Origin of the sequence: Sphingobium sp. IP1 (genome assembly GCF_002708645.1) — a bacterium.
Taxonomy (GTDB): domain Bacteria; phylum Pseudomonadota; class Alphaproteobacteria; order Sphingomonadales; family Sphingomonadaceae; genus Sphingobium; species Sphingobium yanoikuyae.
The window spans coordinates 32,940-57,430 of sequence record NZ_NOIW01000015.1; the positions used below are offsets into that span (position 1 = coordinate 32,940).

Annotated in this window: 19 protein-coding genes and 1 pseudogene; 9 read left to right on the forward strand and 11 right to left on the reverse strand. The window is 66.1% G+C overall.

Annotated features, from left to right (window positions below):
• Positions 1-90: 90 nt before the first annotated feature.
• The 6 genes from CG471_RS07410 to CG471_RS07435 all read left to right on the forward strand — a co-directional run bounded on the left by CG471_RS07410 (position 91) and on the right by CG471_RS07435 (position 10,472).
• Positions 91-2,109: an autotransporter assembly complex family protein gene (locus CG471_RS07410; protein WP_099231419.1), complete on the forward strand. Its 2,019-nt coding sequence runs from the start codon at positions 91-93 to the stop codon at positions 2,107-2,109.
• Positions 2,109-6,311, forward strand: coding sequence for a translocation/assembly module TamB domain-containing protein (locus CG471_RS07415; RefSeq protein ID WP_099231420.1), 4,203 nt, complete (start codon positions 2,109-2,111; stop codon positions 6,309-6,311). The genes CG471_RS07410 and CG471_RS07415 overlap by 1 nt, the downstream gene beginning before the upstream one ends.
• Before the next feature lies 1 nt (position 6,312).
• Positions 6,313-7,707 (forward strand): L-serine ammonia-lyase, encoded by a 1,395-nt coding sequence (locus tag CG471_RS07420; RefSeq protein ID WP_099231421.1) that lies wholly within the window; start codon positions 6,313-6,315, stop codon positions 7,705-7,707.
• 177 nt (positions 7,708-7,884) lie between these two features.
• Complete coding sequence (locus tag CG471_RS07425; RefSeq protein ID WP_004211411.1) at positions 7,885-8,538, forward strand: outer membrane protein; 654 nt, start codon at positions 7,885-7,887, stop codon at positions 8,536-8,538.
• 198 nt (positions 8,539-8,736) lie between these two features.
• Positions 8,737-9,165: a thioesterase family protein gene (locus tag CG471_RS07430; RefSeq protein ID WP_048937371.1), complete on the forward strand. Its 429-nt coding sequence runs from the start codon at positions 8,737-8,739 to the stop codon at positions 9,163-9,165.
• Between the two features lie 206 nt (positions 9,166-9,371).
• Complete coding sequence (locus CG471_RS07435; protein WP_257211455.1) at positions 9,372-10,472, forward strand: glycoside hydrolase family 43 protein; 1,101 nt, start codon at positions 9,372-9,374, stop codon at positions 10,470-10,472.
• Between the two features lie 57 nt (positions 10,473-10,529).
• On the opposite strand, the gene pyrF is transcribed toward CG471_RS07435, so the two are convergent.
• The 7 genes from pyrF to CG471_RS07470 all read right to left on the reverse strand — a co-directional run bounded on the left by pyrF (position 10,530) and on the right by CG471_RS07470 (position 16,684).
• Positions 10,530-11,204 carry an orotidine-5'-phosphate decarboxylase gene (gene pyrF, locus CG471_RS07440; RefSeq protein ID WP_010337957.1) on the reverse strand — a complete coding sequence of 225 codons (675 nt, stop codon included), beginning with the start codon at positions 11,202-11,204 and terminating at the stop codon, positions 10,530-10,532.
• On the reverse strand, positions 11,201-11,539 hold the full coding sequence (locus CG471_RS07445) for a lipopolysaccharide assembly protein LapA domain-containing protein (protein WP_010337958.1): 339 nt from the start codon (positions 11,537-11,539) through the stop codon (positions 11,201-11,203). Before CG471_RS07445 ends, pyrF begins: the two co-directional genes overlap by 4 nt.
• Before the next feature lie 68 nt (positions 11,540-11,607).
• Positions 11,608-12,396, reverse strand: coding sequence for an aldose 1-epimerase (locus tag CG471_RS07450; RefSeq protein WP_373562049.1), 789 nt, complete (start codon positions 12,394-12,396; stop codon positions 11,608-11,610).
• 65 nt (positions 12,397-12,461) lie between these two features.
• A complete protein-coding gene (locus CG471_RS07455) occupies positions 12,462-13,874 on the reverse strand; it encodes a sugar porter family MFS transporter (protein ID WP_017501562.1) in 1,413 nt (470 codons plus the stop codon).
• 29 nt (positions 13,875-13,903) lie between these two features.
• Positions 13,904-14,779: an SMP-30/gluconolactonase/LRE family protein gene (locus CG471_RS07460; RefSeq protein WP_099231424.1), complete on the reverse strand. Its 876-nt coding sequence runs from the start codon at positions 14,777-14,779 to the stop codon at positions 13,904-13,906.
• A 1-nt stretch (position 14,780) separates the two neighbouring features.
• Positions 14,781-15,539, reverse strand: a complete 759-nt coding sequence (locus CG471_RS07465) for an SDR family NAD(P)-dependent oxidoreductase (RefSeq protein WP_037507575.1) — start codon at positions 15,537-15,539, stop codon at positions 14,781-14,783.
• Complete coding sequence (locus tag CG471_RS07470) at positions 15,536-16,684, reverse strand: fumarylacetoacetate hydrolase family protein (protein WP_099231444.1); 1,149 nt, start codon at positions 16,682-16,684, stop codon at positions 15,536-15,538. The genes CG471_RS07465 and CG471_RS07470 overlap by 4 nt, the downstream gene beginning before the upstream one ends.
• A 223-nt stretch (positions 16,685-16,907) precedes the next feature.
• Between CG471_RS07470 and CG471_RS07475 the strand changes: the two genes are divergently transcribed.
• Positions 16,908-17,093, forward strand: coding sequence for a hypothetical protein (locus CG471_RS07475; RefSeq protein WP_004211421.1), 186 nt, complete (start codon positions 16,908-16,910; stop codon positions 17,091-17,093).
• 138 nt (positions 17,094-17,231) lie between these two features.
• Here CG471_RS07475 and CG471_RS07480 read toward each other — a convergent pair whose 3' ends face one another.
• Positions 17,232-17,645, reverse strand: coding sequence for an EF-hand domain-containing protein (locus tag CG471_RS07480; protein WP_180275636.1), 414 nt, complete (start codon positions 17,643-17,645; stop codon positions 17,232-17,234).
• A gap of 287 nt (positions 17,646-17,932) precedes the next feature.
• On the opposite strand from CG471_RS07480, the gene purB reads away from it, so the two are divergent.
• Entirely contained in the window at positions 17,933-19,249 is a 1,317-nt protein-coding gene (purB, locus tag CG471_RS07485; RefSeq protein ID WP_010337965.1) for an adenylosuccinate lyase, read from the forward strand.
• A gap of 96 nt (positions 19,250-19,345) precedes the next feature.
• On the opposite strand, the gene CG471_RS07490 is transcribed toward purB, so the two are convergent.
• Positions 19,346-20,233, reverse strand: coding sequence for a LysR family transcriptional regulator ArgP (locus CG471_RS07490; protein ID WP_099231426.1), 888 nt, complete (start codon positions 20,231-20,233; stop codon positions 19,346-19,348).
• Between the two features lie 73 nt (positions 20,234-20,306).
• On the opposite strand from CG471_RS07490, the gene CG471_RS07495 reads away from it, so the two are divergent.
• A complete protein-coding gene (locus CG471_RS07495; RefSeq protein WP_099231427.1) occupies positions 20,307-20,927 on the forward strand; it encodes a LysE/ArgO family amino acid transporter in 621 nt (206 codons plus the stop codon).
• 307 nt (positions 20,928-21,234) lie between these two features.
• On the opposite strand, the pseudogene CG471_RS07500 reads toward CG471_RS07495, so the two are convergent.
• Both CG471_RS07500 and CG471_RS07505 read right to left on the reverse strand, forming a co-directional pair.
• Positions 21,235-22,195 (reverse strand): annotated as a pseudogene (locus CG471_RS07500) (LacI family DNA-binding transcriptional regulator).
• Between the two features lie 74 nt (positions 22,196-22,269).
• Positions 22,270-24,414 (reverse strand): alpha-glucuronidase family glycosyl hydrolase, encoded by a 2,145-nt coding sequence (locus CG471_RS07505; RefSeq protein ID WP_099231428.1) that lies wholly within the window; start codon positions 24,412-24,414, stop codon positions 22,270-22,272.
• Between the last annotated feature and the right edge of the window lie 77 nt (positions 24,415-24,491).

Below are 24,491 nucleotides of genomic sequence, written 5' to 3' on the forward strand. Positions count from 1 at the left end.
CCCGACTTGGTCTAGACCGGTCGCATGACCCATGGCTTGCGGACAGGGCGCCGCTTTCCCGTTGATCCGCGCGCCGCAGGGCTATGTCTCTTGTCCCTGGCGTTCTGCACCGCCGGCACTGCGTTCGCGCAGGCGGCCCAGCCTGTGCCCAATCCCGCTGCCGATCCCGCCAGCCCGCCGGTCGATCCGTCCGCGTCGCTCGATGCCATGCCCGACATCGGCATCGACTGGCCCGACATGGGCCAGCCCGATACGGTCGCCCCGCTGCCGGAGGATCCGGTTGCAGCCAGCGAGCCCGACATGGCCGATCAGCCGGCGCAGCAGGCCGCCGACGCCGCCGATACCGGCCCGGCCGAGGAGGTCGTCACCTTCACCGACGCCGGGGAGGAGCGCAAATATGGCGTCACCCTGCGCGGTATCGACGCGATCGGCGACAATCAGATCGCGACCCGTTTCGACAGCCTGTCGGTGCTGCACCAGTCGGAGGGGAAGGCCGCCAACCTTGCCCAGATCAACCGCCGGGTGAAGGAAGACAGCGACCTGCTCGACCGGTTATTGCGCGCCGACGGCTATTATGCCGCGCGGGTGCGCGGCAGCGTCGCGCCGCCGCCCGCCGGCAGCGACAAGCTGTCCGTCATCTTCGATGTCACGCCGGGCCCCCTCTATCTCCTCGACACGGTGGAGATTGCCGGCCTCGCCGAGACCGGCCCGCGGGAGGAGACGCTGCGCGGCGCCTTCACGATGAAGTCGGGCGATCCGATCAACGCCGACCGCATCCTTGCGGGCCAGACCGCGCTGGCAACGGCGCTGGGCGAAAATGGCTATCCCTTCGCCAGGGTGGACGAACCCGAAGTGCGGATCGACCATGAAGCGCGCAATGGCGATCTCGACATCATCGTCACCCCCGGCGGCTATCGCAGCTTCGGCCAGATATTGCTCGACAATGACGATGTGTTCAGCGCCCGCCATCTCCAGCGCATGGCCCGCTTCGAGCCGGGTGAAACCTACCGCGCCACCGATGTGGAGGATCTGCGCCGTGCCATCGTCACCACCGGCCTCGTCTCCTCCGTCACCCTGACGCCGAAGGACGCGGGCGATGGCGAACATGTCGACCTGGATGTCGATCTGCGCCCGGCGCCGATGCGCACCATTGCCGGCGAACTGGGCTATGGCACGGGCGAAGGCTATCGCGCGGAAATCAGCTGGCAGCATCGCAATCTCTTCCCGCCCGAAGGATCGCTCACCCTGCGCGGCGTTCTCGGCACCCAGGAACAGACGGCGCAGGCCACCTATCGTCGCAACAATTTCCGCGAGCGCGACCATGTGCTGACCGGCCTCGTCTCCTACAGCAATATCCGCCGCGACGCCTATGACGCGCGCACCATCACCCTGTCGGGTGGGCTGGAGCGGCAGACCAACATCCTGTTCCAGAAGCATTGGGTCTGGCGCGTCGGTGCCGAACTCATCGCCTCGGACGAAGCGGATGCCTTTTCCGGCGGCAGCCGCCGTACCTTCTTCATCGGCGCAGTGCCGCTCAGCCTCACCTATGATGGCAGCGACGACCTGCTCAACCCCAGCAAGGGCTTCCGCCTCGGCGGCCGCCTCAGCCCAGAACTCTCCTTTCAGGGTTCGACCTTCGGCTATGCCAAGGCGCAGGTCGACGCCAGCGCCTATCAGCCGATCAATGATCGTGTCGTCCTCGCCGGGCGCACCCGGCTCGGCACCATCCTCGGCTCCACGGTCGATCGTATCGCGCCGTCGCGGCGCTTCTATGCCGGTGGCGGTGCGTCGGTGCGCGGCTATGGCTATCAGGCGATCGGCCCGCGCTACGGCCCGGACGATGATCCGGTCGGCGGCAAGAGCCTGATCGAATTTTCCGCCGAGGCGCGCATCCGCTTCGGCAATTTCGGCGTCGTGCCCTTCCTCGACGCGGGCAATATCTCCACCACTTTCCTGCCGCGATTCCGGGACCTGCGCGTCGGCACGGGACTTGGCGTGCGCTATTATAGCAGCTTCGGCCCGATCCGCGTCGATGTCGGCACGCCGATCAATCCGCAGCCGGGCGATGCCAAGGTTGCCGTCTATGTCTCGCTGGGGCAGGCCTTCTGATGGCAACGCTACCGCCCGACAGCCAGCCGCCCGTGCCGCCGCCGCCCGCCGCGCCGCGCCGCCGCGCCTGGGACGGGCGCTGGCAGCGCTGGCTGGCCGGCGCACTGGCGCTCGCGCTGCTGGTCGTGGTGGCGACGCTGGCCTGGCTCGACAGCGCGCCCGGCCATCGCTTCCTCGTCTCGCGCATCGCCGCCGTCAGCCCGCCCTCGGGCCTGCGCATCCATGTCGACCGGATCGAGGGCAGCATCTATCGCAAGGCGGTGCTGCGCGGCCTCGTCCTGTCCGATCCCAAGGGCCGCTTCTTCGACGCGCCGCGGGTGGAGCTGGACTGGTGGCCCTTCGCCTGGCTCTCCAACCGGCTCGACATCGACCGGCTGGTGATCCCGCAGGCGACCCTGCACAAACTGCCCAAACTCAATCCCAGCGAGCGGCAGGGGCCGATCCTGCCGGGCTTCGACATCCGCCTGATGCAGTTCTCGGTCGATCGGCTGACGGTTGCGCCCGCCGTCACTGGCAAGGTCGAACTGGCCACCCTGTCGGGCGATGCGGACATTCGTGGCGGCCGCGCGATCATCGACCTGTCGGCCCGCGTGATCGGGGCGGAGGATGCCCTCAACCTCACGCTCGACAGCCGGCCCGACGATGACCGGTTCAACCTTGCGGTCACCGTCAATGCGCCCAGGGGCGGCGTGCTGGCGGCGATGGCCGGCCTCAATCAGGACGGCAATCTGCGCATCAGCGGCAAGGGGCGCTGGACCCGATGGGATGGGCGCCTGGCCGCCACCCTGGCCGGCAATCCCGTCGCCGACCTGAAACTCGGTGCGCGCAGCGGCGCCTACACCATCCAGGGCACGATCGAGGGCAGCGCCATTCCCGGCAAGGGCCTGCTGCCGCGCCTCGCCTCACCGCGCCTCACCATCGGCGCCCAGGGGACGCTGGCCGACCGGGTGGTCGATGGCAGGCTTACGCTGCGCTCGGCCGCGATCGACATGGTCGCCGACGGCGCGATCGACCTGCGCAACAACGCCTTCGACAATCTGCGCGTCGACATGAACCTCGCCCGGCCCGAAGCGCTGCTCAAGGATATGCGCGGCCGCGACGTCGTGGCGAAGGTCCGGCTCGACGGTCCATTCACGGGCTTCGGCTATGAATATCTGCTCACCGCGCGCCAACTCGCCTTCGGCAAGACCCAGATCAACGATGTCCGCATCGACGGCAAGGGCCGCCAGGCGAAAAGCGGGCCGGTGCTGCTGCCGGTCCGGCTGCGCGCCCGCAGCCTCGACGGGCAGGGTGATCTGGTCGCCGGCATCGTCCGCAATTTCGCGCTCGACGGCGTGCTGCAGTTCAAGGGGCAGCAGATCGTCAGCAACCCCATGCCTTTCCGGTCGGACCGCCTGAATGGCAAGCTGCTGGTCATGGCCGACCTTAAGAGCGGCCGCTATGATGTCGGCATCGACGGGCGGATCAGCGGTCTCTTCATTCGCGGCCTCGGCATCGTCGATCTGGACTCGAAACTGCGTGCGGCCCCCGGCGCCAATGGCGCCTTCGGCCTGTCGGGCAATGCGGTGGCCAAGGTCCGCCGGCTCGACAATGCCTTCCTCAAGGGGCTGGGCGGCGGCCTGCCCACGGTCCGCAGCGCGCTGACGCTATTACCGGGCGGCGAGATCGGCTTCTCCAACATGAGGCTCGACGCGCCGCTCATCAGCCTCAATGCCAAGGGCGTGCGCCACCGCGACGGCACCGTCCATCTCGAAGGCAATGGCAGCCACAAGCAATATGGCCCGGTCAATGTCGTGCTCGATGGCAAGATCGACCGGCCGATCGTCCATGTCCAGCTTGCGCGGCCGATGGATGCGCTCGGCCTGCGCGACGTGCGCGGCGAATTTCTGCCCGGCGCCGACGGCAATTACAGCTTCACCGCCAATGGCGGATCGACGCTCGGCCCGTTCACCGGCGAAGGCAGCATCTTGCTGCCGCCCGGCGGCCAGGCGGTGGTCCGCGTCGCGCGCATCGCGGTCTCGGGCGTTACTGCCAGCGGCGACATCCGCCCCGTCACCGGCGGCCTCGACGGCCAGTTGCTGGTCGCCGGCCCGGTCAGCGGCACGATCGGCTTCCAGCCGGTCGGCGGTATCCAGCAGTTGAAGCTCGATCTCGACGCCAATGATGCCAGCTTCGATGGTCCCTCGACCATCGCCGTGCGGCGCGGCTCGCTCGATGCCACCATCCTGCTCGATCCCGACGGCACCTCGATCAACGCCACCGCCCAGGCACGCGGCCTGCGCGTCGGCGGCATGCTGCTTGGCCGGCTCGACGCCACCGCCGCGCTGGTCGACGGGCGCGGCAAGGTCTCGGGCAATCTCTCGGGCCAGCGCGGCCGCCTGTTCGACCTCAAGGGCGAGGCGCAGGTCGATCTCGACCGGGTCCGCCTGTCGGCCAGCGGCACGATCGACAAGCGGCCGATCCGCCTGACCCGTGCGGCGCTCTTCACCCGCGCCGAGGATGGCTGGCGCCTGTCGCCCGCGACCATCAGCTATGCCGGCGGCACGCTGCAACTGGCGGGCGAGCTGGGCGGCGCAACCACCCGGATTGAGGCGCGCGCGCAAAAAATGCCGCTCGCCCTGCTCGACATCGCCTATGACAATCTGGGGCTGGGCGGCATGGCCACCGGCACCTTGAGCTACAGCCGCCCGCGCGGCGGCCTGCCGACGGGCAAGGCGGAACTGCGCATCCGTGGCCTGTCCCGCTCGGGCCTGTCCCTCAGTTCCCGCCCGGTCGATGTCGGCGTCAACGCCGTGCTGACCCTCGACCGGCTCGCCACTCGCATGGTCTTCGTCGCCGACGGCCAGACCATCGGCCGTGGCCAGGCGCTGCTCACTCCGCTCATCTCGACCGGCAGTCTGGTCGAACGGCTTAACGGCGCGCCGCTGATCGCGCAGCTTCGCTTCAATGGCACCGCCGACACGCTCTGGCGCCTGACCGGTGTGGAGATTGTCGACATTGCCGGCCCGGTCAGCGTCACCGCCGACGCGCATGGCACGCTTGCCGATCCGGTCATCACCGGCTCGCTCGCGACCGACAATGCCGCGCTCAACAGCCCGGTCACCGGCATGCGCCTGCGCAACGTCAAGGCGCGCGCCCGTTTCGCCGGGGCGCAGCTGGTCTTCTCCAGCTTCACCGCCAATGCCCAGAATGGCGGCAGCGTGACCGGCACCGGCAATTTCACCTTCAACGGCATTGGCGGCGTCGGCATGGACCTCGCCTTCCAGGCGGACAATGCCGCGCTGCTGGAGCGTGACGATATCGCCGCCACTGTCACCGGTCCGCTCACCATCCGTTCCGACGGCAAGGGCGGTGAGATTGGCGGCGACGTCACCCTCAACAAGAGCCGCTTCACCATGGGCCGCGCCGCCGCCGTCGCCCAGATCCCCGAACTCAAGGTGGTCGAGATCAACCGGCGCGGCGAGGAGATTGAACGGCCACGCGCGACCGTCCCCTGGACCATGGCGGTCAAGGCGCGGGCGCGCAATCGCCTGACCGTGACCGGCCTTGGCCTCGACAGCGAATGGCGCGCCGATCTCAATATCGGCGGCACCGTCACCAATCCGGCGATCGCAGGCCGGGCCGAACTGGTGCGCGGCAATTATGAATTTGCCGGCCGCCGCTTCGAACTGCGCGAAGGGCGCATCCAGTTCGACGGCAAGACCCCGGTCAACCCGACGCTCGACATCGATGCGGAGGCGGACGTCAGTGATCTCACCGCCACGATCCATGTCGGCGGCACCGGCCTCAAGCCCGACATCAGCTTCAACTCCGTGCCCTCGCTGCCGCAGGACGAACTGCTCTCGCGCATCCTGTTCGGCACCTCGATCACCAACCTGTCCGCGCCCGAAGCGCTCCAGCTCGCCTCGGCGGTCGGCTCGCTTCAGGGCGAGGGCGGGCTTGATCCGATCAATGCGGTGCGCAAGGCGGCCGGGCTAGACCGGCTGCGCATCATCGCGGCCGATCCGACCCAGGGGCAGGGCACTTCGCTTGCCGCCGGCAAATATCTGACCCGCAAGACCTATGTCGAACTGATCAGTGACGGGCAGGGCTACAGCGCCACCCGGATGGAATATCAGGTGACACGCTGGCTGTCCCTGCTAGGCGCCATTTCCACCCTCGGCCGCCAGAGCGCCAACCTGCGTATTTCCAAGGATTATTGACGTGACCAAATCGCGCATCGACAGCGCCGCCGCGATCAGCGTGATGGACCTGTTCACCATCGGCATCGGCCCGTCCAGCTCGCACACGGTCGGGCCGATGCGCGCCGCGCTGATGTTCATGGACACGCTGCCCACCTGTCCGGTGCGGGTGCAGTGCGAACTTTACGGGTCGCTGGCGCTGACCGGCCGGGGCCATGCCACCGACAGCGCGATCCTGCTCGGCCTGTCGGGCCACAGCCCCGAAAATGTCGATCCCGATGCCATCCCCGCCATTCTTCAGGCGATCCGCGACGATGGCCGCATTCGCGCCGGCAGCGCCCATCTCGACTGGGTGCCGTTCGAGGAAGCGCGCGACCTTGTCTTCCGTATGGGCGAGTTTCTGGAGGCGCACAGCAACGGCATGCGCTTTTCCGCCTGGCTGCCGGGCCGGGACGATCCGCTGGTGCGTGATTATTATTCGATCGGCGGCGGCGCAGTGCTGCCCGGCGCCATTCCCGCCGACCCGGATATCCCGCTCGGCCATAATGTGGTCCAGCCCTTTCCCTTCTCGTCGGGCGCCGAACTGCTGGCGCAGGGGGAGGCGACGGGTCTCAGCATCGCGACGCTGGTTCTCCGCAACGAAGGCGCCTGGCGCGCCCAGGGCGAGACCGAGGCTTTTCTCGACAGCGTGATCGACGCCATGTCCGCCTCGATCGATCGCGGCCTCAAGGAAGAAGGCTTGCTGCCCGGCGGGCTCAAGGTGCGTCGCCGGGCCAAGGCGATCCACAACAAGCTGCGGTTGCAGGGCGCCAGTGTCGGCCCCGCCCAGATCTTCGAATGGGTCAGCCTGTTCGCGCTCGCCGTGAATGAGGAAAATGCCGCCGGCGGCCGGGTCGTCACCGCACCCACCAACGGCGCGGCCGGCGTGATCCCGGCGGTGCTGCATTATTATCGCCGCTTCGTCCCCGGCGCCGATCGGGAAGGGGAGCGCCGTTTCCTCCTTACCACCGCCGCCATGGGCTTCCTCTACAAGAAGCGCGCCTCCATCTCGGCCGCCGAAATGGGCTGTCAGGGCGAAGTCGGCGTCGCCTGCTCGATGGCAGCGGCGGGCTTGGCGGCCGTGCTGGGCGGCACCAACAGCCAGGTCGAAAATGCCGCCGAGATCGGCATGGAGCATAATCTGGGCCTTACCTGCGATCCGATCGGCGGCCTCGTCCAGATCCCCTGCATCGAACGCAACACCATGGGCGCGGTGAAGGCGATCAACGCCGCCTATCTCGCGCTCCAGGGTGACGGCCGCCATATCGTCAGCCTCGACGCGGTGATCGAGACGATGCGCCAGACCGGCGAGGACATGGCCAGCCGCTACAAGGAGACATCGCTTGGCGGCCTGGCCGTCAATGTCGTGGAATGCTGAAGGAAGGCCGCCTCATTTCGTCGCTCCCGGCCCACGGAAACGCGCCGAACTGAATGGCTTTCGTGGCATTAATGCCACATTATCAGCTGTTTATCTGAGGTTCATGAAACAAATATGACCGCTTCGGCTTGAGCGTCTCACCCCCAAGGGGAAGAGAAAGACAACGGAGTGATGTTTATGCGTAAGTTGATGGTCGCCACTTTGCTGGCCGGTGGTGCAGTTGCCGCGCCGGCGCTCGCACAGGATGCCACCCCGACCTTCACCGGCCCGCGTGTCGAAGCGATCCTGGGCTATGATCATACCGGGGCCGGCAGCTCGATCGACAATGACAATGGCAGCGACGATCAGAAGATCGACGGCCTGCTCTATGGTGTCGGCGCGGGTTATGACGTGAATGTCGGCGGTGCCGTCGTCGGCGTCGAGGGCGAGTTCACCGACTCCACCGCCAAGAGCAGCCGCAACGACTTCACCGACCAGTTCGGCTATGGCCGCGTCAAGCAGGGCCGCGATCTCTATATCGGTGCCCGCGCCGGTATCCTCGCCGATCCCTCGACCCTCATCTATGTGAAGGGCGGCTACACCAACACCAAGCTGGGCGTGCTGGCCGGCGACACCAACCAGGTCACCGACACCTCGTTCAAGCTGGACGGCTGGCGCGTCGGCGGCGGCGTGGAGCGCGCGCTCAACGCCAACACCTTCGCCAAGATCGAATATCGCTACTCCAAATATGACAGCGCCCATATCGACTTCATGGATGGCTCGACCAGCAGCGAATTCGACGTCGACACCGACCGCCATCAGGTCGTCGCCTCGGTCGGCTGGCGCTTCTAAAGCATCGTGCGCAAAAGTGGGAACCGGTTTTGCGCTTAAAACGATGCGACAACAAAAACTTAGAGCGCGCGATCCGCGTCGGATTGAACGCAGCGCGCTTCTAAGACGATACGGAAAGGGGGCCGGTCACCGATCGGCCCCTTTTTTGCAGCATCCGCCCATAGCCTCTATCAGCCGCCCTGCGGGGATGTTACTTACATGGTTGTGAGTAACGCGATTCCCCACCTGTATCCGGTTGGCATCCAGCCCGACGACATCGATTTCATGGGTCATGTCAACAATGCCAGCTATCTGAAGTGGGTGCAGGATGCCGTGCTCGACCATTGGCGCGCGCTCGCCCCGGCCGAGGCGGTGGCCCAGCATCTGTGGGTCGCGCTCAAGCATGAGATCACCTATCGCAAGCCCACCTTCCTGGATGATGAGGTGATCGCCACCGTCCTCCTCGAAAAGGTGCAGGGCGCCCGAGCCTTCTACGAAACGGTGATCCGCCGTGGCGAGGAAGTGCTGGCCGAGGTCAAGTCGAGCTGGTGCTGCGTCGATGCCTCCACCCTGCGCCCGGCCCGCATCGCCCGCGAGGTGATGCAGCATTTCTTCGCGCCCGACGACAGCGGCACCAGCGCCGACTGATCCCATTATGTGAATGGCATGGTTGCAGCGTGGGAACGCGCTTGACCCTTGCCCGGATGTTTGCATTAGTCCGACAAATAAAGGGCCGGTGACGGGGCGGCGAAGCGCGCCCTCCGCTGCGGCCCTGTCGGCGAAGCGCGTCTGTCGATCATCATGCGCTCGCCCGATGTATGAGGGAGAGGGTGTTGATGCGGTGGCAGTCGGGAATGAGATATCTGGGGTTTGGCCTGCTGCTGGGCAGCGCCACCATGGCGATCGCGGCCCCCGCCACGCCGCCGCGCCAACTCGACATCGTCAAGCGCATCGCCAAGGCCAAGCCGGAAACGAAGGACGAGGCCAGCGCCCGGACGTCCTATCTCCTCGTCTATTTCAAGGATGAGACCCACTCGCTGCATTTCGCGACCTCGGCGGACGGCTACAGCTTCACCGATGTCAATGACGGTGCGCCGGTCCTCAATGGCCGCGACGTCGCCGAACAGAAGGGCATCCGCGATCCCTATATCATGCGCGGTCCGGACAATGCCTTCTACCTCGCCATGACTGACCTGCATATTTTCGCCAGGCGCGAAGGGCTGCGCGATACCGACTGGCAGCGGCCGACCGACAGCTATGGCTGGGGCAATAACCGCTCGATGATCTTCATGAAATCCTATGATCTCACCCACTGGACGCTCGCGTCCGTGACCATCGATCAGCTGTTCAAGTCGACCGCCGATGCCGGCACCGCCTGGGCGCCGGAAATGATCTACGATCCCGACAAGCGCAAGATCATGGTCTATTTCAGCACCCGCAACGGCAAGGAGACCGACCATATGGTCTATGCCTATGCGGACGACGCCTTCACCACGCTGACCAGCGAACCGCGCGACCTGTTCACCTATCCCAAGCCCGGCATCGGCACGATCGACGGCGACATCACCAGGGTCGGCGACCGCTACCGCCTCTTCTATGTCGCCCATGACAAGCCCGGCCATCTGCGCCAGGCCACCTCATCGCGCATGGATGGCGGCTATGTCTTCGATCCCGCCAAGATCGACCCGGAAACGGTCGGCACCGAAGCGCCCAATCTGTGGCGGCGCCACGGCACCGACACCTATGTGCTGATGTATGATGTGTTCGGCGCCAAGCCGGTCAACAATATGGGCTTTTCGGAGACGGAGGATTTCGTCCATTTCCGCGACATCGGTCATTTCAACGCGCCGGGATCGCCGATGAAGGCAACCAACTTCACCCAGCCCAAGCACGGCGCCGTCATCCCGATCACCCCGGCGGAAGCGGAGCGGCTGAAGACGTTCTTCCGGAAATAAGGGGCAGGGGAGGATCGCACCGGACCGGCGCAGCGCCGCCGGTGCGATCCACCATCCCTACAGCGTCGCTTCGATCGCGCGCGCCGCCTGGTCGGGATCTTCGGCCTGGCTGATCGGGCGGCCGATCACCAGCATCGACGCGCCCCGGTCCAGCGCCTCGCGCGGGGTCACGGCGCGCTTCTGGTCGCCCATGGCGCCGCCCGCCGGGCGCACGCCGGGCACGACGAAATAGCCGTCGGGCCAGATTTTCTTGACCAGCGCGACCTCCTCGCCGGAACAGACGATGCCATCGAGGCCCGCGTCGCGCGCCAGTTCGGCGAGCCGCGTCACCTGCTCCTCGGCCGCGCCATTGACGCCGATGTCATTAAGGTCGCCATTGTCGAGGCTGGTGAGCACCGTCACCGCCACCACCTTGGTCTTGGTGCCGGCCGCCGCCTTGGCGTCCTCCAGCATCGCCCGGCCGCCGGCCGCATGGACCGTCAGCACCGCCGGCTCCAGCCCGTGCAGCGCCTGCACCGCCTTGGCCACCGTATTGGGAATGTCGTGCAGCTTGAGGTCGAGGAAGATCGGCAGGCCGAACTTCATCATCTCATGCACGCCATGATGGCCATTGGCGCAGAAGAACTCCAGCCCCAGCTTCAGCCCGCCGACATGGTTGCGGACCTGCCCGGCCAGATGCTGGGCCTTGGCAAGGTCGGGCGTGTCGATGGCGACATAGATCGGGCTGCTCATGCTTGTCCTGTAGGGGTAAGGGGCGACGGCGTGGCGTCGGGCAAGATCGGGGTTGTCACCGTCGCAGGCGTGGCCGGCGCGGCGGAAGCGGTTGCGGCGACCAGCGCACGCTCGGTGCTCTCCAGCCGGCGCTTCATGCGCCAGCGCGTCGCGCGGGCCATGATCCAGAAGGGCATGGCGCCCAGCAGGAATGCGCCGATCAGAAGCACCGGCAATTTGGTTTCCATCACCATGTCGCCCCACAGGCGCACGGTCACGGGGACATAGTTCGCCATGCAGAAGAAGGCGAGGGCGACGGCGATGACGACCCAGAAGGCAGTCCGCAGAAATTGCATCGGCGATCCTCTCGCTGCTGATAGGGCGGTCAGCCTAGGCGATTTTGGCGAAAGGCGAAAGCGCCTGTTCAGATTTCGCGGACAGCGACCATCATCGACAGGCTTTGCGTGGCGCCTGGCGCCAGCATCGCCATGCCCTCGGGCCGGTTGATCGCGTCCGGCATATGGCTGACCGGCTCCAGGCAGAAGAAGTCGCCGGCGGGCGGGCGGAAGACATGCAGCCAGTCCGCGCCCTGCGCCATCAAGGTCAGGCGGATGCCGTCGCCGCGATCGACCACCGCCACATGGTCCCAGCCGCCATGGACATTGTCGATCAGGCTGTCGCCGGTCACGCGCGCACCCTGCGACCAGTCGCCCAGCGCATCGGCCGGCACTTCCCGTTCGGGCAGCATGTCGGGGGAGGAGAGCCAGAGCGTGTCGGCTTGGAAGCGCAGCATCGTGTCCGCGTCCAGCGCGAAATAGGGATGGAAGCCAAGGCCACAGGGCATCGGGCTGTCGCCCAGATTCTGCACCAGCAGCGTGACCTCCAGCGCATCCGCGCTCAGCCGCACATGCTGCTGCGCGCGCCAGGCCCAGGGCCAGCCCGCATCGCTGTCATGCGTCTGTTCCAGCCTGACGTCATGGCCCGACTGCTCCAGCACATGCCAGGGCCGCTGCCAGCCAAAGCCATGGATGCTGTGGGGATGGTCGCCGAAATTGAGCGGCAACTGATAGCTTTGCCCGTCCACGCTATAGCGCCCATGGGCGATGCGGTTGGCATAGGGCACCAGCGGGAAGCTGGCCATGTCCAGCGGATCATGGCTGTCCTGCGGCGCGCGGCGCAGCAGGGCCACGCCGTCGCGATCGAAGGACAGGATCGACCCGCCAATGTCCGGGGCGAGCGCGCAACTGAGCGCGCCCGCCTTCAGGGTGACGATCTTGCTCAGCCGACCATGTCCTCAAGCTCGCGGCCCTTGGTCTCATGGACCATGGCGCGCACGAAGAAGAAGGAAATGGCGGCAAACAGGGCGTAGCCGGTATAGGTCACGACCAGGCCCGGCGACACGGCCAGCGAGGGGAAGCTGACCGAGATCGCCGCATTGGCGATCCATTGGGCAAAGCCGGCGACGGCCAGGCCCGAACCACGGATCTGGTTGGGGAACATCTCGCCCAGCATCACCCACATGATCGGACCCCAGCTCAGGTTGAAGAAGATCACGTAGAGGTTCGCCGCGATCAGCGCCATCAGGCCATTATGGCCTGGCAGCACCACGCCGCCGTCCGCGCCGGTGACGGCGGTGGAGAAGGCATAGGCGACGATCGCCAGCGTCACCGCCATGCCGGCAGAGCCGATCAGCAGCAGCGGCTTGCGGCCGATCTTGTCGACCAGCATGATCGTGCCCAGGCACGCGCCGATCGACAGCACGCCCGACAGGATGTTGATCTGCAGCGCATTATCCTCGGAAAAGCCGACGGCTTCCCACAGGGTGGCGCCATAATAGAAAACGACATTGATGCCGACCAGCTGCTGGAACACGGCGAGGCCAATGCCGGCCCACACGATCGGACGCACCTTGCCGCTGGCCTTGTCGATCAGGTCACTCAGCTTGGGGCGGTGATGATCGGCGGCCAGGCTAGCGCGGATCTCGGTAACCTTGCGATTGGCTTCCTCGGCCCCGAACAGCTTGGTCAGGACCGCGCGGGCGCGCTCGTCCTGGCCGCGTGCGACCAGATAGCGGGGGCTTTCCGGGATCACCAGCAGCGCCAGGAAATAGATGGCGGCCGGGATCGCCTGCAGCCAGAACATCCAGCGCCAGGCCGGGAAGTCGAGCCACAAGGGCGCGGTCGAACCGCCGGCATAGCGGGCCAGCACGAAATTGGCGACGAACGCGCCGGTGAGGCCGGAAATGATCATCACCTGCTGCACGCTCGACAGCCGGCCGCGGATCGAGGCGGGGGTGACTTCGGAGATATAGACCGGCGAGATCACGCTCGCCGCGCCCACGCCCAGGCCGCCGATGATGCGGGCAATGATGAAGATGGCGGAGGAACCGGCGGCACCGGCCAGCAGCGCGCTCACCAGGAACAGGATCGCCGCCAGCATCATCACGCCGCGACGGCCGATGATGTCGGCCATGCGGCCCGCGCCGAACGCGCCGATCGACGACCCGACCAGGATCGCGCCGACATTGACGCCGATGCCCAGCTTGCCCAGGTCGAAGGCGGCTTCCAGCCCCTTCTGGGTGCCGTTGATGACGCCCGAATCATAACCGAACATGAAACCGCCGATCGTGGCGACGGCCACGATCGCTGCGATGAAGGCCATATTGACCTTCCCGGCGCTCCCCTCACTCATCTGCTTGTCCTTCCAGCTCTCTATTTCTTCTATATCGTGGCGACATGGCCCGGCAGCCCCGCGACGCCGGCGTCGAAGGCGAACAGATCGCCTGCAAGGGGCTGTTCTGTCAACGCTGTCACATCCAGTCCCTTGCGCGCCGTCGTGGCATAGGCCGTCATCAGGTCCGGGCCGCCAAAGGCGATCTTGGTGATGTTGGCGACGGGGAAGCGGATTTCCCGCATCAACCGCCCGGCCGGGTCATAGCGGCGCACCGCCCATCCGCCGAACAGCCCGGTCCACAGACAGCCTTCGGCATCGACCGTGGGGCCGTCGGGATAGCCCGCGCCATCCTCGATCCGGGTGAACAGGGTGGCGGCGCCGGCGACGCCATCAGCATCGACCGGGCATTGCCAGATGGCGCGGCCCAGCGTGTCGGTATGATAGAGGATGCGTCCGTCGGGCGAGAGGGCAGGGCCGTTGGTGATCGACACGGCGGCAAGCCCGCTCTCGACCAGGTCGCCGCGATGCAGCCGATAGAAACGGCCGCTTTCCTCTTCCTCGGCATCGTCCATCGACCCGAACCACAGGGCACCGCCGGGCGCCACCGTGGCGTCGTTCAGCCGGTTGCCCGGCCGATGCGCCTCGGGCGCGTTGAGCAGGGTGAAGGCGCCGCTCCTGGGATCGAAGCGATGCACGCCCGATTGCAGGCCGACCGCGAACAACCCGTCGTCGGTCGGCACGATCCAGCCGACCTGGCCCGGCGTGGTCCAGCTCTTGGACACGTCCAGCGCCGGGTCGAAGCGGTGGATCGCATGGCCCTTGATGTCGACGAACCACAAGGCCGCCTCGCGTTCGACCCAGATCGGCCCTTCGCCCAGTATCGCCCCGACCGACAGGACGCTGCGCGGTGCGGCGTCGCTCATCTCAGCGCCAGCCGGCGTCGATGAAATAGTCATGGCCGGTGCAATAGCGCGCATCGTCCGACGACAGGAACATGGCCAGCGCGGCGACATCGACCGGCAGGATGCGGCCGTCCAGGCACTGGGCCGCGACGATTTCGGCCTCGCCTTCGGGCGTGTACCATTTTTCCTGGCGCAGCGTCTTCACATTGCCCGGAATGATGGTGTTGACGCGGATATTGTCGCGGCCAAGGTCGCGGGCCAGGCTGCGCGTCAGCCCCTCGATCGCCGCCTTGGCGGTCTGGTAGAGGATGAGGTCGGGCAGGGCGAGGTGCCAACTGATCGAACCGAAGTTCAGGATCACGCCGCCGCCCGCGCGCTTCATCGCCGGGATCGCCGCCTGTGCCGCGAAGAACTGGTGGCGCAGATTGACCGCCATCCGCTCGTCCCAATAGGCCTGGGTCACGTCCTCGATCGCATGGCGATCGTCATTGGCGGCGTTGTTGATCAGGATGTCGATCCCGCCCAGTTCGGCCTCGACCCGCGCCATCATCGCCTGCAGCGCGTCGATGTCGCGCAGGTCGCAGGCGTGGAAGATCGGGGTGAAGGCGCAGCCGCTCAGCCGTGCGGCCAGCGCTTCGCTCTCGGGGATGGCGATGTCGCAGAAGGCGACATGCGCGCCCTGCATCGCATAGGCTTCGACCAGCCCTTCGCCGATGCCGCTGCCGCCGCCGCTGATGAAGACCCGCTTGCCCTTCAGGCTCGGGTAGATGGCGCGGCTCATGCAGTTTCTTTCTGGTCGACGGCCGAGAGCAGACCGCGCCCGGCAAGATTGGTCATCAGCGCGGTCAGGCCAAAGGTCCAGGGGGCGGCATCCTTCGACGTCACCACCGGGTTGATCAGCTTGCCCAGGCGGGGGGTGGAGATGGCAACGATGTCACCGACCTTGTGCGTAAAGCCGCGGCCTTCCTCGTCACGGTCCTGCACGGGCGCGAACAGCGTGCCCAGGAACAGCGCGAAGCCATCGGGGTATTGATGTTCCGACAGGGTCTGGCGCACCAGTTCCAGCGGATCGCGGCTGATCTGGTCCATCCGGCTCGTGCCTTCGAGCATATAGCCTTCCGGCCCCTCGATGGTCAGGCCGACTTCGGCATTGCGCACATCGTCGATGGTGAAATCGCCGTCGAACAGGCGGACGAGCGGGCCGAGCGAGCAGGACGCATTATTGTCCTTCGCCTTGCCCAGCAGCAGGGCGGAGCGCCCTTCGAAATCGCGCAGGTTGACGTCGTTGCCCAGCGTCGCGCCCACGGCCTGGCCATCGGCATTGACCAGCAGCACGACCTCGGGTTCGGGATTGTTCCAGGTGGAATCGGACCGGATGCCGATTTCCGCCATCGGGCCGACCGTCGCCAGCACCGGTGCCTTGGTGAAGACTTCCGCGTCCGGGCCGATCGCGACCTCCAGATATTGCGACCACAGGCCGTCCTCGATCAGCGCGGCCTTGAGCGCTGCGGCTTCCTCGGTGCCCGGCACCACGGCGCGGATCGATCCGCCGACCCGCTCTTCCAGACGACCGCGGATTTCGGCGGCAGCGCCGGCATCGCCGCGCGCCCGTTCCTCGATTACGCGCTCCAGCGCCGACAGGGCAAAGGTCACGCCGCATGCCTTGACGCATTGCAGGTCGACCGGACACAGCAGCGCCGCCTCGATCGCGTCCAGATCGCCAATCTTCTCGCCATCAGTGGCGGCGACGAAGGGCAGCTTCTCGACCAGCTGGGCGCTGGTCGGCGCGATCGCGCTCATGTCGTAAACGACGCCCTGCGACACCAGGATCGGGCTCGGGCCCGCGTTCGTCTGGATGCGGCCCAGGAAAAGCCCGGTCCGCCAGTCATGCGGCAGACAGTCAAGCAAGGCGGTATCCCCCGGCATCATCTTCTCCTATGCACCTGGTTGTTGATTGATAGCGCTACCAACATGGAAGGGCGGTGCAAGTCAAGACCCCCTGATGAAAATCGCTCGCAGCGACGGGGCGTCGAGGCTTTGCTGGCTGCGGGTCAGGCGTCATGGCGTGCGCGTGGCACGGCGAATTTCCGGCCTTGCCGCTACGTCAGCCCTTTTCAGTCCCGCCGGGCTGCGGCATAGAAGGGGGACTATGAAGAAGAACCAAGAGAGCGTGCCGGACGCCGGCGCAGAAGCCCTCCAGCCAGAGGATAATGCCCCCGATCTTGCCGATGCGGCGCGCAAGTCCGCCGGAAAGGCCGTGTGGATGGGCACTGCCGTGGGCATCGGCTCGGCCGCGATCGTCGCCGCCCTGCTCTATACCAAGAAGCGTCGCTGAGCCGGTCGGGGCCTGTTCCCGGCCCCGCGGCCATCCGCCATCAAAAAAAGGAGGCGGCATGTTCTGTGACATGCCGCCCCGGTGCGACCCGCTTGGGGTTCTGTATTTTCCCTGCCTTCGTGACGGGAAGGGAAATATTTATGCGCCCGCGCTGCCGCTCAGATAGCTGATCAGTTCGGGCTTGCTGACCGATATGCTCTTGTCGGCATCGGCAGTGGTGAAGGCGCCGCTGGCCCAGGCAGTGACTTCGGCCGGCGGCAGCGTCTTGCCGGTGGCCTTCATCTCCTGATCCTTGAGGGCCACCATCCAGCGCGAAAACTCGCCCTGGTCCAGCTGTCCGTCCTTGTTCGTGTCATAGGCCGGGAATTCCGACTCGACGATCGCGGCGACCGAATTGGCCGGGTTTGCCGGCTGAGCGGCCTGCGGTTCGGCCGGGCTCGCGGGCGTGGCCGGTTGTGCGGCCTGCGCTGTCGGATCGGCCGGTGCAGCCTGCTGTGCCAAAGCGGGCGCTGCGACCAGCATGGCGCTCGTCAGAAGCAAGGTGCGGATCATGGCGACATCCTTTATATCATTGAAACGCGCAGGCTCTGCATTGGGCGCCTGCTTTGGCTTCATGCCTTAATTGCCATCACATAATACATGAAGACTAGGAAAAGTTCCTGAACATCGGTTCATCTACGCATTTGGACTTATGAAATGCTTCGGTTCGACTGTCTTTGCTTGGATAATTGCGGCCGGATGAGGCGCGCGCGGGGCAGGGGAGCCTCCTCAATTGCCCCAAAGGGCGCGGGCTGCTAGGCGGCGCGGCAATATCCACCCTCCAGCCGCAGGATTCGCCCATGGTCCCCCGCTATTCCCGTCCCGCAATGACCGCCCTCTGGGAGCCGGAAGCCCGCTTCAAGATCTGGTTCGAGATCGAGGCGCACGCGACCGAGAAGCTGGGCGAACTGGGCGTTGTCCCGCCGTCGGCCGCCAAGGCGCTGTGGGACTGGTGGGCCACCAACCCCGCGATCGACGTACCCGCGATCGACGCGATCGAGGCCGTCACCAAGCATGACGTCATCGCCTTCCTGACCTGGGTTGCCGAACAGGTGGGCGACGAAGCCCGCTTCATGCATCAGGGCATGACCAGCTCCGACGTGCTCGACACCTGCCTGGCCGTGCAGCTCACCCGCGCCGCCGACCTGCTGATCGAGGATCTCGACAAGCTGCTCGACGTCATCAAGCGCCGCGCCTTCGAGCATAAGCTGACCCCGACCATCGGCCGCAGCCACGGCATCCACGCCGAACCGGTCACCTTCGGCCTCAAGATGGCGGAAGCCTATGCCGAATTTTCGCGCTGCAAGACCCGCCTGATCGCGGCGCGCGAGGAAGTCGCCACCTGCGCCATTTCCGGCGCGGTGGGCACCTTCGCCAATATCGACCCGCGCGTCGAGGAGCATGTGGCGCAAAAGCTCGGCCTCGCGATCGAGCCGGTCTCGACCCAGGTGATCCCGCGCGATCGCCACGCCATGTTCTTCGCGACCCTGGGCGTCATCGCCAGCTCGATCGAGCGCCTCGCCGTCGAGGTCCGCCACCTGCAGCGCACCGAAGTGCTGGAGGCAGAGGAATATTTCTCGCCCGGCCAGAAGGGCTCGTCGGCCATGCCGCACAAGCGCAACCCGGTCCTCACCGAAAACCTCACCGGTCTCGCCCGCATGGTGCGCAGCTATGCGCTGCCGGCGATGGAAAATGTGGCGCTCTGGCATGAGCGCGACATCTCGCACTCCTCGGTCGAGCGCTATATCGGCCCCGACGCCACCATCACCCTCGACTTCGCGCTCGGCCGCCTGACCGGCGTGATCGACAAGCTGCTCGTCTACCCCGAGCGGATGATGAAGAATCTCGACAAGATGGGCGGCCTCGTCCACTCGCAGCGCGTGCTGCTGGCCCTGACGCAAGCCGGCGTCAGCCGCGAAGACAGCTATCGCTACGTCCAGCGCAACGCGATGAAGGTCTGGGAATCCGACGGCCAGCTCTCGCTGCTCGAACTGCTCAAGGCCGACGAAGATGTCGCCAAGGCATTGAGCGCGCAGGAAATCGAGGACAAGTTCAACCTCGACTATCATTTCCGCCAGGTCGACACGATCTTCGCCCGCGTCTTCGGCGAAGCCTGACCCCGCGCGCGGCCATTGCCGCGCGACAGTAAAGAAAAGGGTGCCCGACCACCCGGTCCGGCGCCCTTTTTCATGGCAAGTTGCCCATCAACGGTTTCAATCGGGCTGGATCAGCCGCGATCGCGCAACCCGCCGCACGGCATCCGTCAGCGTCTTCAGCGCGGAGGCCTGAAGCCGTGCCACGGTCCAGTAGAGCGCGACCCGGATCGGGGTGCCGCGGCAGATTTCGGCGAGTTGCCCCCGTTCGATCGGACCGCGCGCCATCACCATCGGCTGCATGCCCCAGGCCATGCCCTCCAGCGCGAAGTGAAGAAACCCCAGCGTTGATGGCACCCAATGGGTTGGCGGATCGAGATCGATTCCATGCCTCTCGCGTGCCCAGCGGGCCTGCAATCCGTCCCTGCGGTCGAAGCGCAGGCAGGGCGCCTGGTTCAGCGCCTGTTCGGTCACGCCGTCCGGAAAATGGCGGGCGATGAAGGCCGGGCTGGCGCAGGCCAGATAGTCGATCGCGCCCAGTTCGATGGTCCGACACCCTTGCACAGCGCTCGGGTCGGCCGACACCGCTGCCACCACTTCGCCCGATCGCAGGCGGTCGGCGGTATGCGCCTCATCCTCCAGGATGAACTCCAGCATGCAGCCGCTGTTACGGGCGAAATCGGCTGCCGCTTCGGGAAACCAGCTGGCCATGCTGTCGGAATTGACCGCGACCTTGAGCGTGACGGGGGTGTCGGAGCCATGGAGCGACGGCGCGAGATCGGCCTCCAGAAGCTGGACCTGATCGACATGGGCGCATAGCTGTCGGCCCAGGCTGGTGGCCGTGCAGGGCTGTCCTCGAACGATCAGGATCGTGCCCAACCGCTCCTCCAGCGCTTTCACCCGCTGTGATATGGCCGAAGGGGTGACGCCCAACCGTTCGGCCGCGCGTTCGAAGCTGCCTTCCCGCACGACGGCGGCCACGGCGGTAAGGGCGGGATAATCGAGCATGATGAAGATTTACTTCATCAGGTTTAGGATAACAAGTTTTCCTAATGTTCGGTGTCACGCCATAGGCTACCGGATGACAGATGCTCTTCCCACCTTCCTCACCGGCTTCGCCATGTCGGCCGCGCTCATCATGGCGATTGGCGCGCAAAATCTCTTCGTCCTGCGCCAGGGGTTGAAGCGCGAGCATGTCGGGCCGATCGTGTTGTTCTGCGGCGGCGCGGACGCCATCCTCATCGCGGCCGGCGTCGGCGGTGTCGGCGCACTTCTGGGCGCGATGCCGCAACTGACCCTGTTCCTGTCCATCGGCGGCGCGCTGTTCTTGGGCTGGTACGGCCTCAAGGCGTTCCAGCGCATGATGGCGCCCGAGGCAATGATGGTGACGACGCAGGGCGGGATCACGCTGGGCCGGGCGATCGGTGCCACCGCCGCCTTCACCTTCCTCAATCCGCATGTCTATCTCGATACGGTGCTGCTGATGGGGGCGGCGGGGTCGGCCCAGCCGGCCGCGCTGCGCCCGATATTCGTGCTGGGCGCCGCCAGTGCCAGCATCGGCTGGTTCGCCGCGCTTGGCTACGGCGCCCGTCTGCTGACGCCCTTGTTCGCGCGCCCGGCGGCGTGGCGCGTGCTGGATGCGGTCGTCGGCATCGTCATGCTGACCTTGGCGGCATCGCTCATCGCGAGGACATTGCCATGAGGCGCACCGTGATCCTCAATGCGCCGACGGGAGCGAGGAAAGCATTTGACCGCCTATGGGATGGGATCGTCGCGGTCTCCAAGGTCGCGGTCCGGCGTCAATATCACGCGCCATGGATGCGGCCTGACGATTGAGAGAGCAGGGGGCATCGGCGCAAAGCCTGTCCTACACCCCGCACATCCTGCTACACCGGCCCAAGGCTCTTTCCCATCGTCCGCGCACCCTCCATCCTCGCACGAAGATTTCCAACACGCGTACGAAAATGTCACAATGTGCAGGAAATATGCGAAGTTAAGCGCGGCCGATCCTATTTTCGGCCCTTGTGCTTGGGACGCAATCGCGGCGCCGCGTCGGACTGGCGACGGACCAGTTCATAGTCCAGCAGCATGTGCGGCGGGCCATCCTCGCTCTGGGCGCGGCGGCCCTTGATGTGGCGGACCAGCAGGTCGACCGCCGCCCGCGACATGGCGCTGATCGGCTGGCGGATGGTGGTCAGCTCCGGCCAGATGGTGGTGGCGAGCGAGGTGTCGTCGAAGCCGCAGACGGTAAGGTCGCCCGGCACGTCCAGCCCGTTGCGATGGGCGATCGCCACCGTCGCGGCGGCCATGTCGTCATTGCTGGCGAAGATTGCGGTCGGCGGATTGTCCCGCGCCAATATATGCTCGGCTGCGTCCAGGCCGGATCGGTAGGTGAAGAAACCCTGTTCCACCAGCGCATCGTCCAGCGCGATGCCGGCTTCGCCCAGCGCGCGGATATAGCCCTGATAGCGTTCCTCGCTCGCGCTCAGGTTCGGATGCCCCTTGATGAAGCCGATGCGGTTATGGCCAAGGCCGATCAGGTGCCGGGTCATTTCATAGGCCGCGCCGCGGCGGCGGCAGCACGCCGCCGTCGATCCGGCCGCGCACCAGATGGTCGACCACCGCCTTGATCGCGGTCTGCTCGTCCCATTTCTCGACGACCAGGTCGATGCCGGCGCGGCTCGACTGGTCCAGGCTGCCGACCAGGAATTCCGACAGATAGGATGCCGACGGGTTGGAATAGAGCAGGCCGATCCGCGTCTCGTCGCCGCCCGCCAGGCTGCGCGCGGCGGCGCTGGGGGAGTAGTTGAGCGCGGCGATCGCCGCCTCCACCTTCTCCTTGGTCGCCGCCCGCACCACCTGTTCACCGTTGATCACCCGCGACACCGTCATCGGCGACACGCCGGCATGTTTCGCCACATCGTTGATGGTGGGCGCGTTGCGCTGGCGGCGGGAACTTCTGGCTTCCATCAGTTTTTCGGGGCCTTCGACATGGGACTAAACCTCTCTGCTAGCGGGATCATTGCGCAAGCTTAAGTAAAATCTCATTTCGGATGCCCCGGCGCATAGGGGAAGCTCAGCGCCTTGTACCAGTCGAGCGGATGGGCGGGTGCCGCGCTGCCGGCGGGCAGGGGGCGGCCGGACACCGACTGGAAATAGGCGATGCAGGCGTCGCGCCACCATTGCGCTTCGCGATGCTGGATCGCCAGGAAGGTCTCGACCTGGGCGAAACGCTCGGCATCGACCTGGGGCTTCATCTTGGCCCAGTCCCGCTGCATCGCTGCGACCGTTTCGACGCCCCGGTCATAATGATGGATGAGGCCGTCCCACAGCGTCTCGCCCGAAGCCAAGCGATAGTCCCAGGGCAGGTGATGGAACCACAGCAGGTCGCGCTCCGGCGTGGTCTTCGGATTGTCCAGTCGCTTCGCCAGCGCCGGCGCATATTGGCCGGTGGCATTGCTGCCCGTCCTGGTCCGGTCAAAGCCGATGCCCTGCCTGTCGGCCTTGTGATAATAGACCGGGTTCCATTCGGGCCGCGCCAGTTCGGACACCCAGGGGGCGGGGCCATAATGATGGCCAGTGCCCATGATATGCGCGAGGCCCAGCGGCGTCATATAGTCGACCGCCGCCTCGCGCGATCCCATCATCATCGCGACGATCGGCGCAACCACCCTCGGATCGGGGGAGAAGGTCTGCGCCGCCCATTCGCGCGCGACAGTTTCGGCGGTCAGGTCGGTGTCCCACGCCATGCGGCCGAACGCATACCAGTCCGCCTGGTTGAAGATCGACCCGCTCCAGTCGCGGTCGACGCCGATATTGGCGACCCCGGCAATGCCGGTCAGCTTGTGCCTTTCCAGCGATCCGTCGATTACCTTGGCGACGGTCGATCCCTTGCCTTTGGCCAGCGTATCGCTCTTCAGCGTCTCCTCGAACAGCGTGCCCAGATAGGTAAGGTGGGTCGACTGACCCAGATATTCCTTGGTGATCTGGAATTCCATCATCAGCGGCGTCTTGGGCATCGCGCCGAACAGCGGGTGGAAGGGTTCGCGCGGCTGGAAGTCGATCGCGCCATTCTTCACCTGGACGATGACATTGTCGGCAAACTGGCCGTCGAGCGGCTTGAAGTCGCTATAGGCCTGCTTGGCGCGATCGTCGGGATTGTCATGGGCGTAGACGAAGGCGCGCCACATCACGATGCCGCCATGCGGCTTGACCGCAGCCGCCAGCATGTTGGCGCCGTCGGCATGGGTGCGCTTGTAATCCTGCGGACCGGGCTGGCCCTCGCTGTTCGCCTTCACCAGGAATCCGCCGAAATCGGGGATCGCCTTGTAGATTTCGTCGGCCTTGGCCTTCCACCAGGCGGCAACCGCCGGGTCGAGCGGATCGGCGCTTTTGAGGCCATCCAGTTCCATCGGTGCGGTCCATTTGACCGACAGATAGACCTTGATGCCATAGGGGCGGAACAGGTCGGCCAGCGCCGCCGCCTTGGCGATATAGGCCGCGGTCAGGCTGTCCGACTTGGCATTCACATTGTTGAGCACCGTGCCGTTGATGCCCAGCGAGGCGTTGGCGCGGCCATAGTCGGTATAGCGTGGCCCCTTATAATCGGGCAGCCGCCACCAGTCCCAGATCGACTGGCCGGCATAGCCGCGCTCCACCGTGCCATCCAGATTGTCCCAATGGTTGAGCAGGCGCAGGCCGATGCGCGGCGCGCTGCGCATATCGATCCGGTCGAGCGCCGCGCCGGTGCGGGCAAGGCGCAGCCAGGCATAGGCGCCGTGCAGCACGCCGACATCGGTCGCGCCGGCGATCACGGTCACCGGCTTGCCCGCGACCGTCATGGTGCGAATCGCATAGCCGTCAGGCCCCAGGCCGTCGGTCGGCACCGATGGCTTGTCCTGCTGCGCGGCCGATTGCAGCAGGATCGCACCTTGCTGCACTGTTGCTGTCAGGGGCACGGTGGCGCCGGCCAGCCCGGCTATGCCGCGCTGCAATTCCTGTCGGGCGATCGTCAGGGTGGGGCTGTCTGCGCCGACAATGCTGCGCGCGCTGGCCCCGATCCGCTGGGCAGTAGCGGCGTCGGCCGGCACGTTGCGCAGCCACAGATCATAGCCATCCTCGGCCCAGGCGCGCGGCGCGCCGATCAGTAGGACGCTGGCCATGATCCAGCAAAATAGGCGCGCAAACATTCGGTCCTCTCCCCCTTGGCCCGCAGGCAATTTTTTGGTGCATTGCCAACGGTGGCATTGACAAGCAGCTCTTGGGT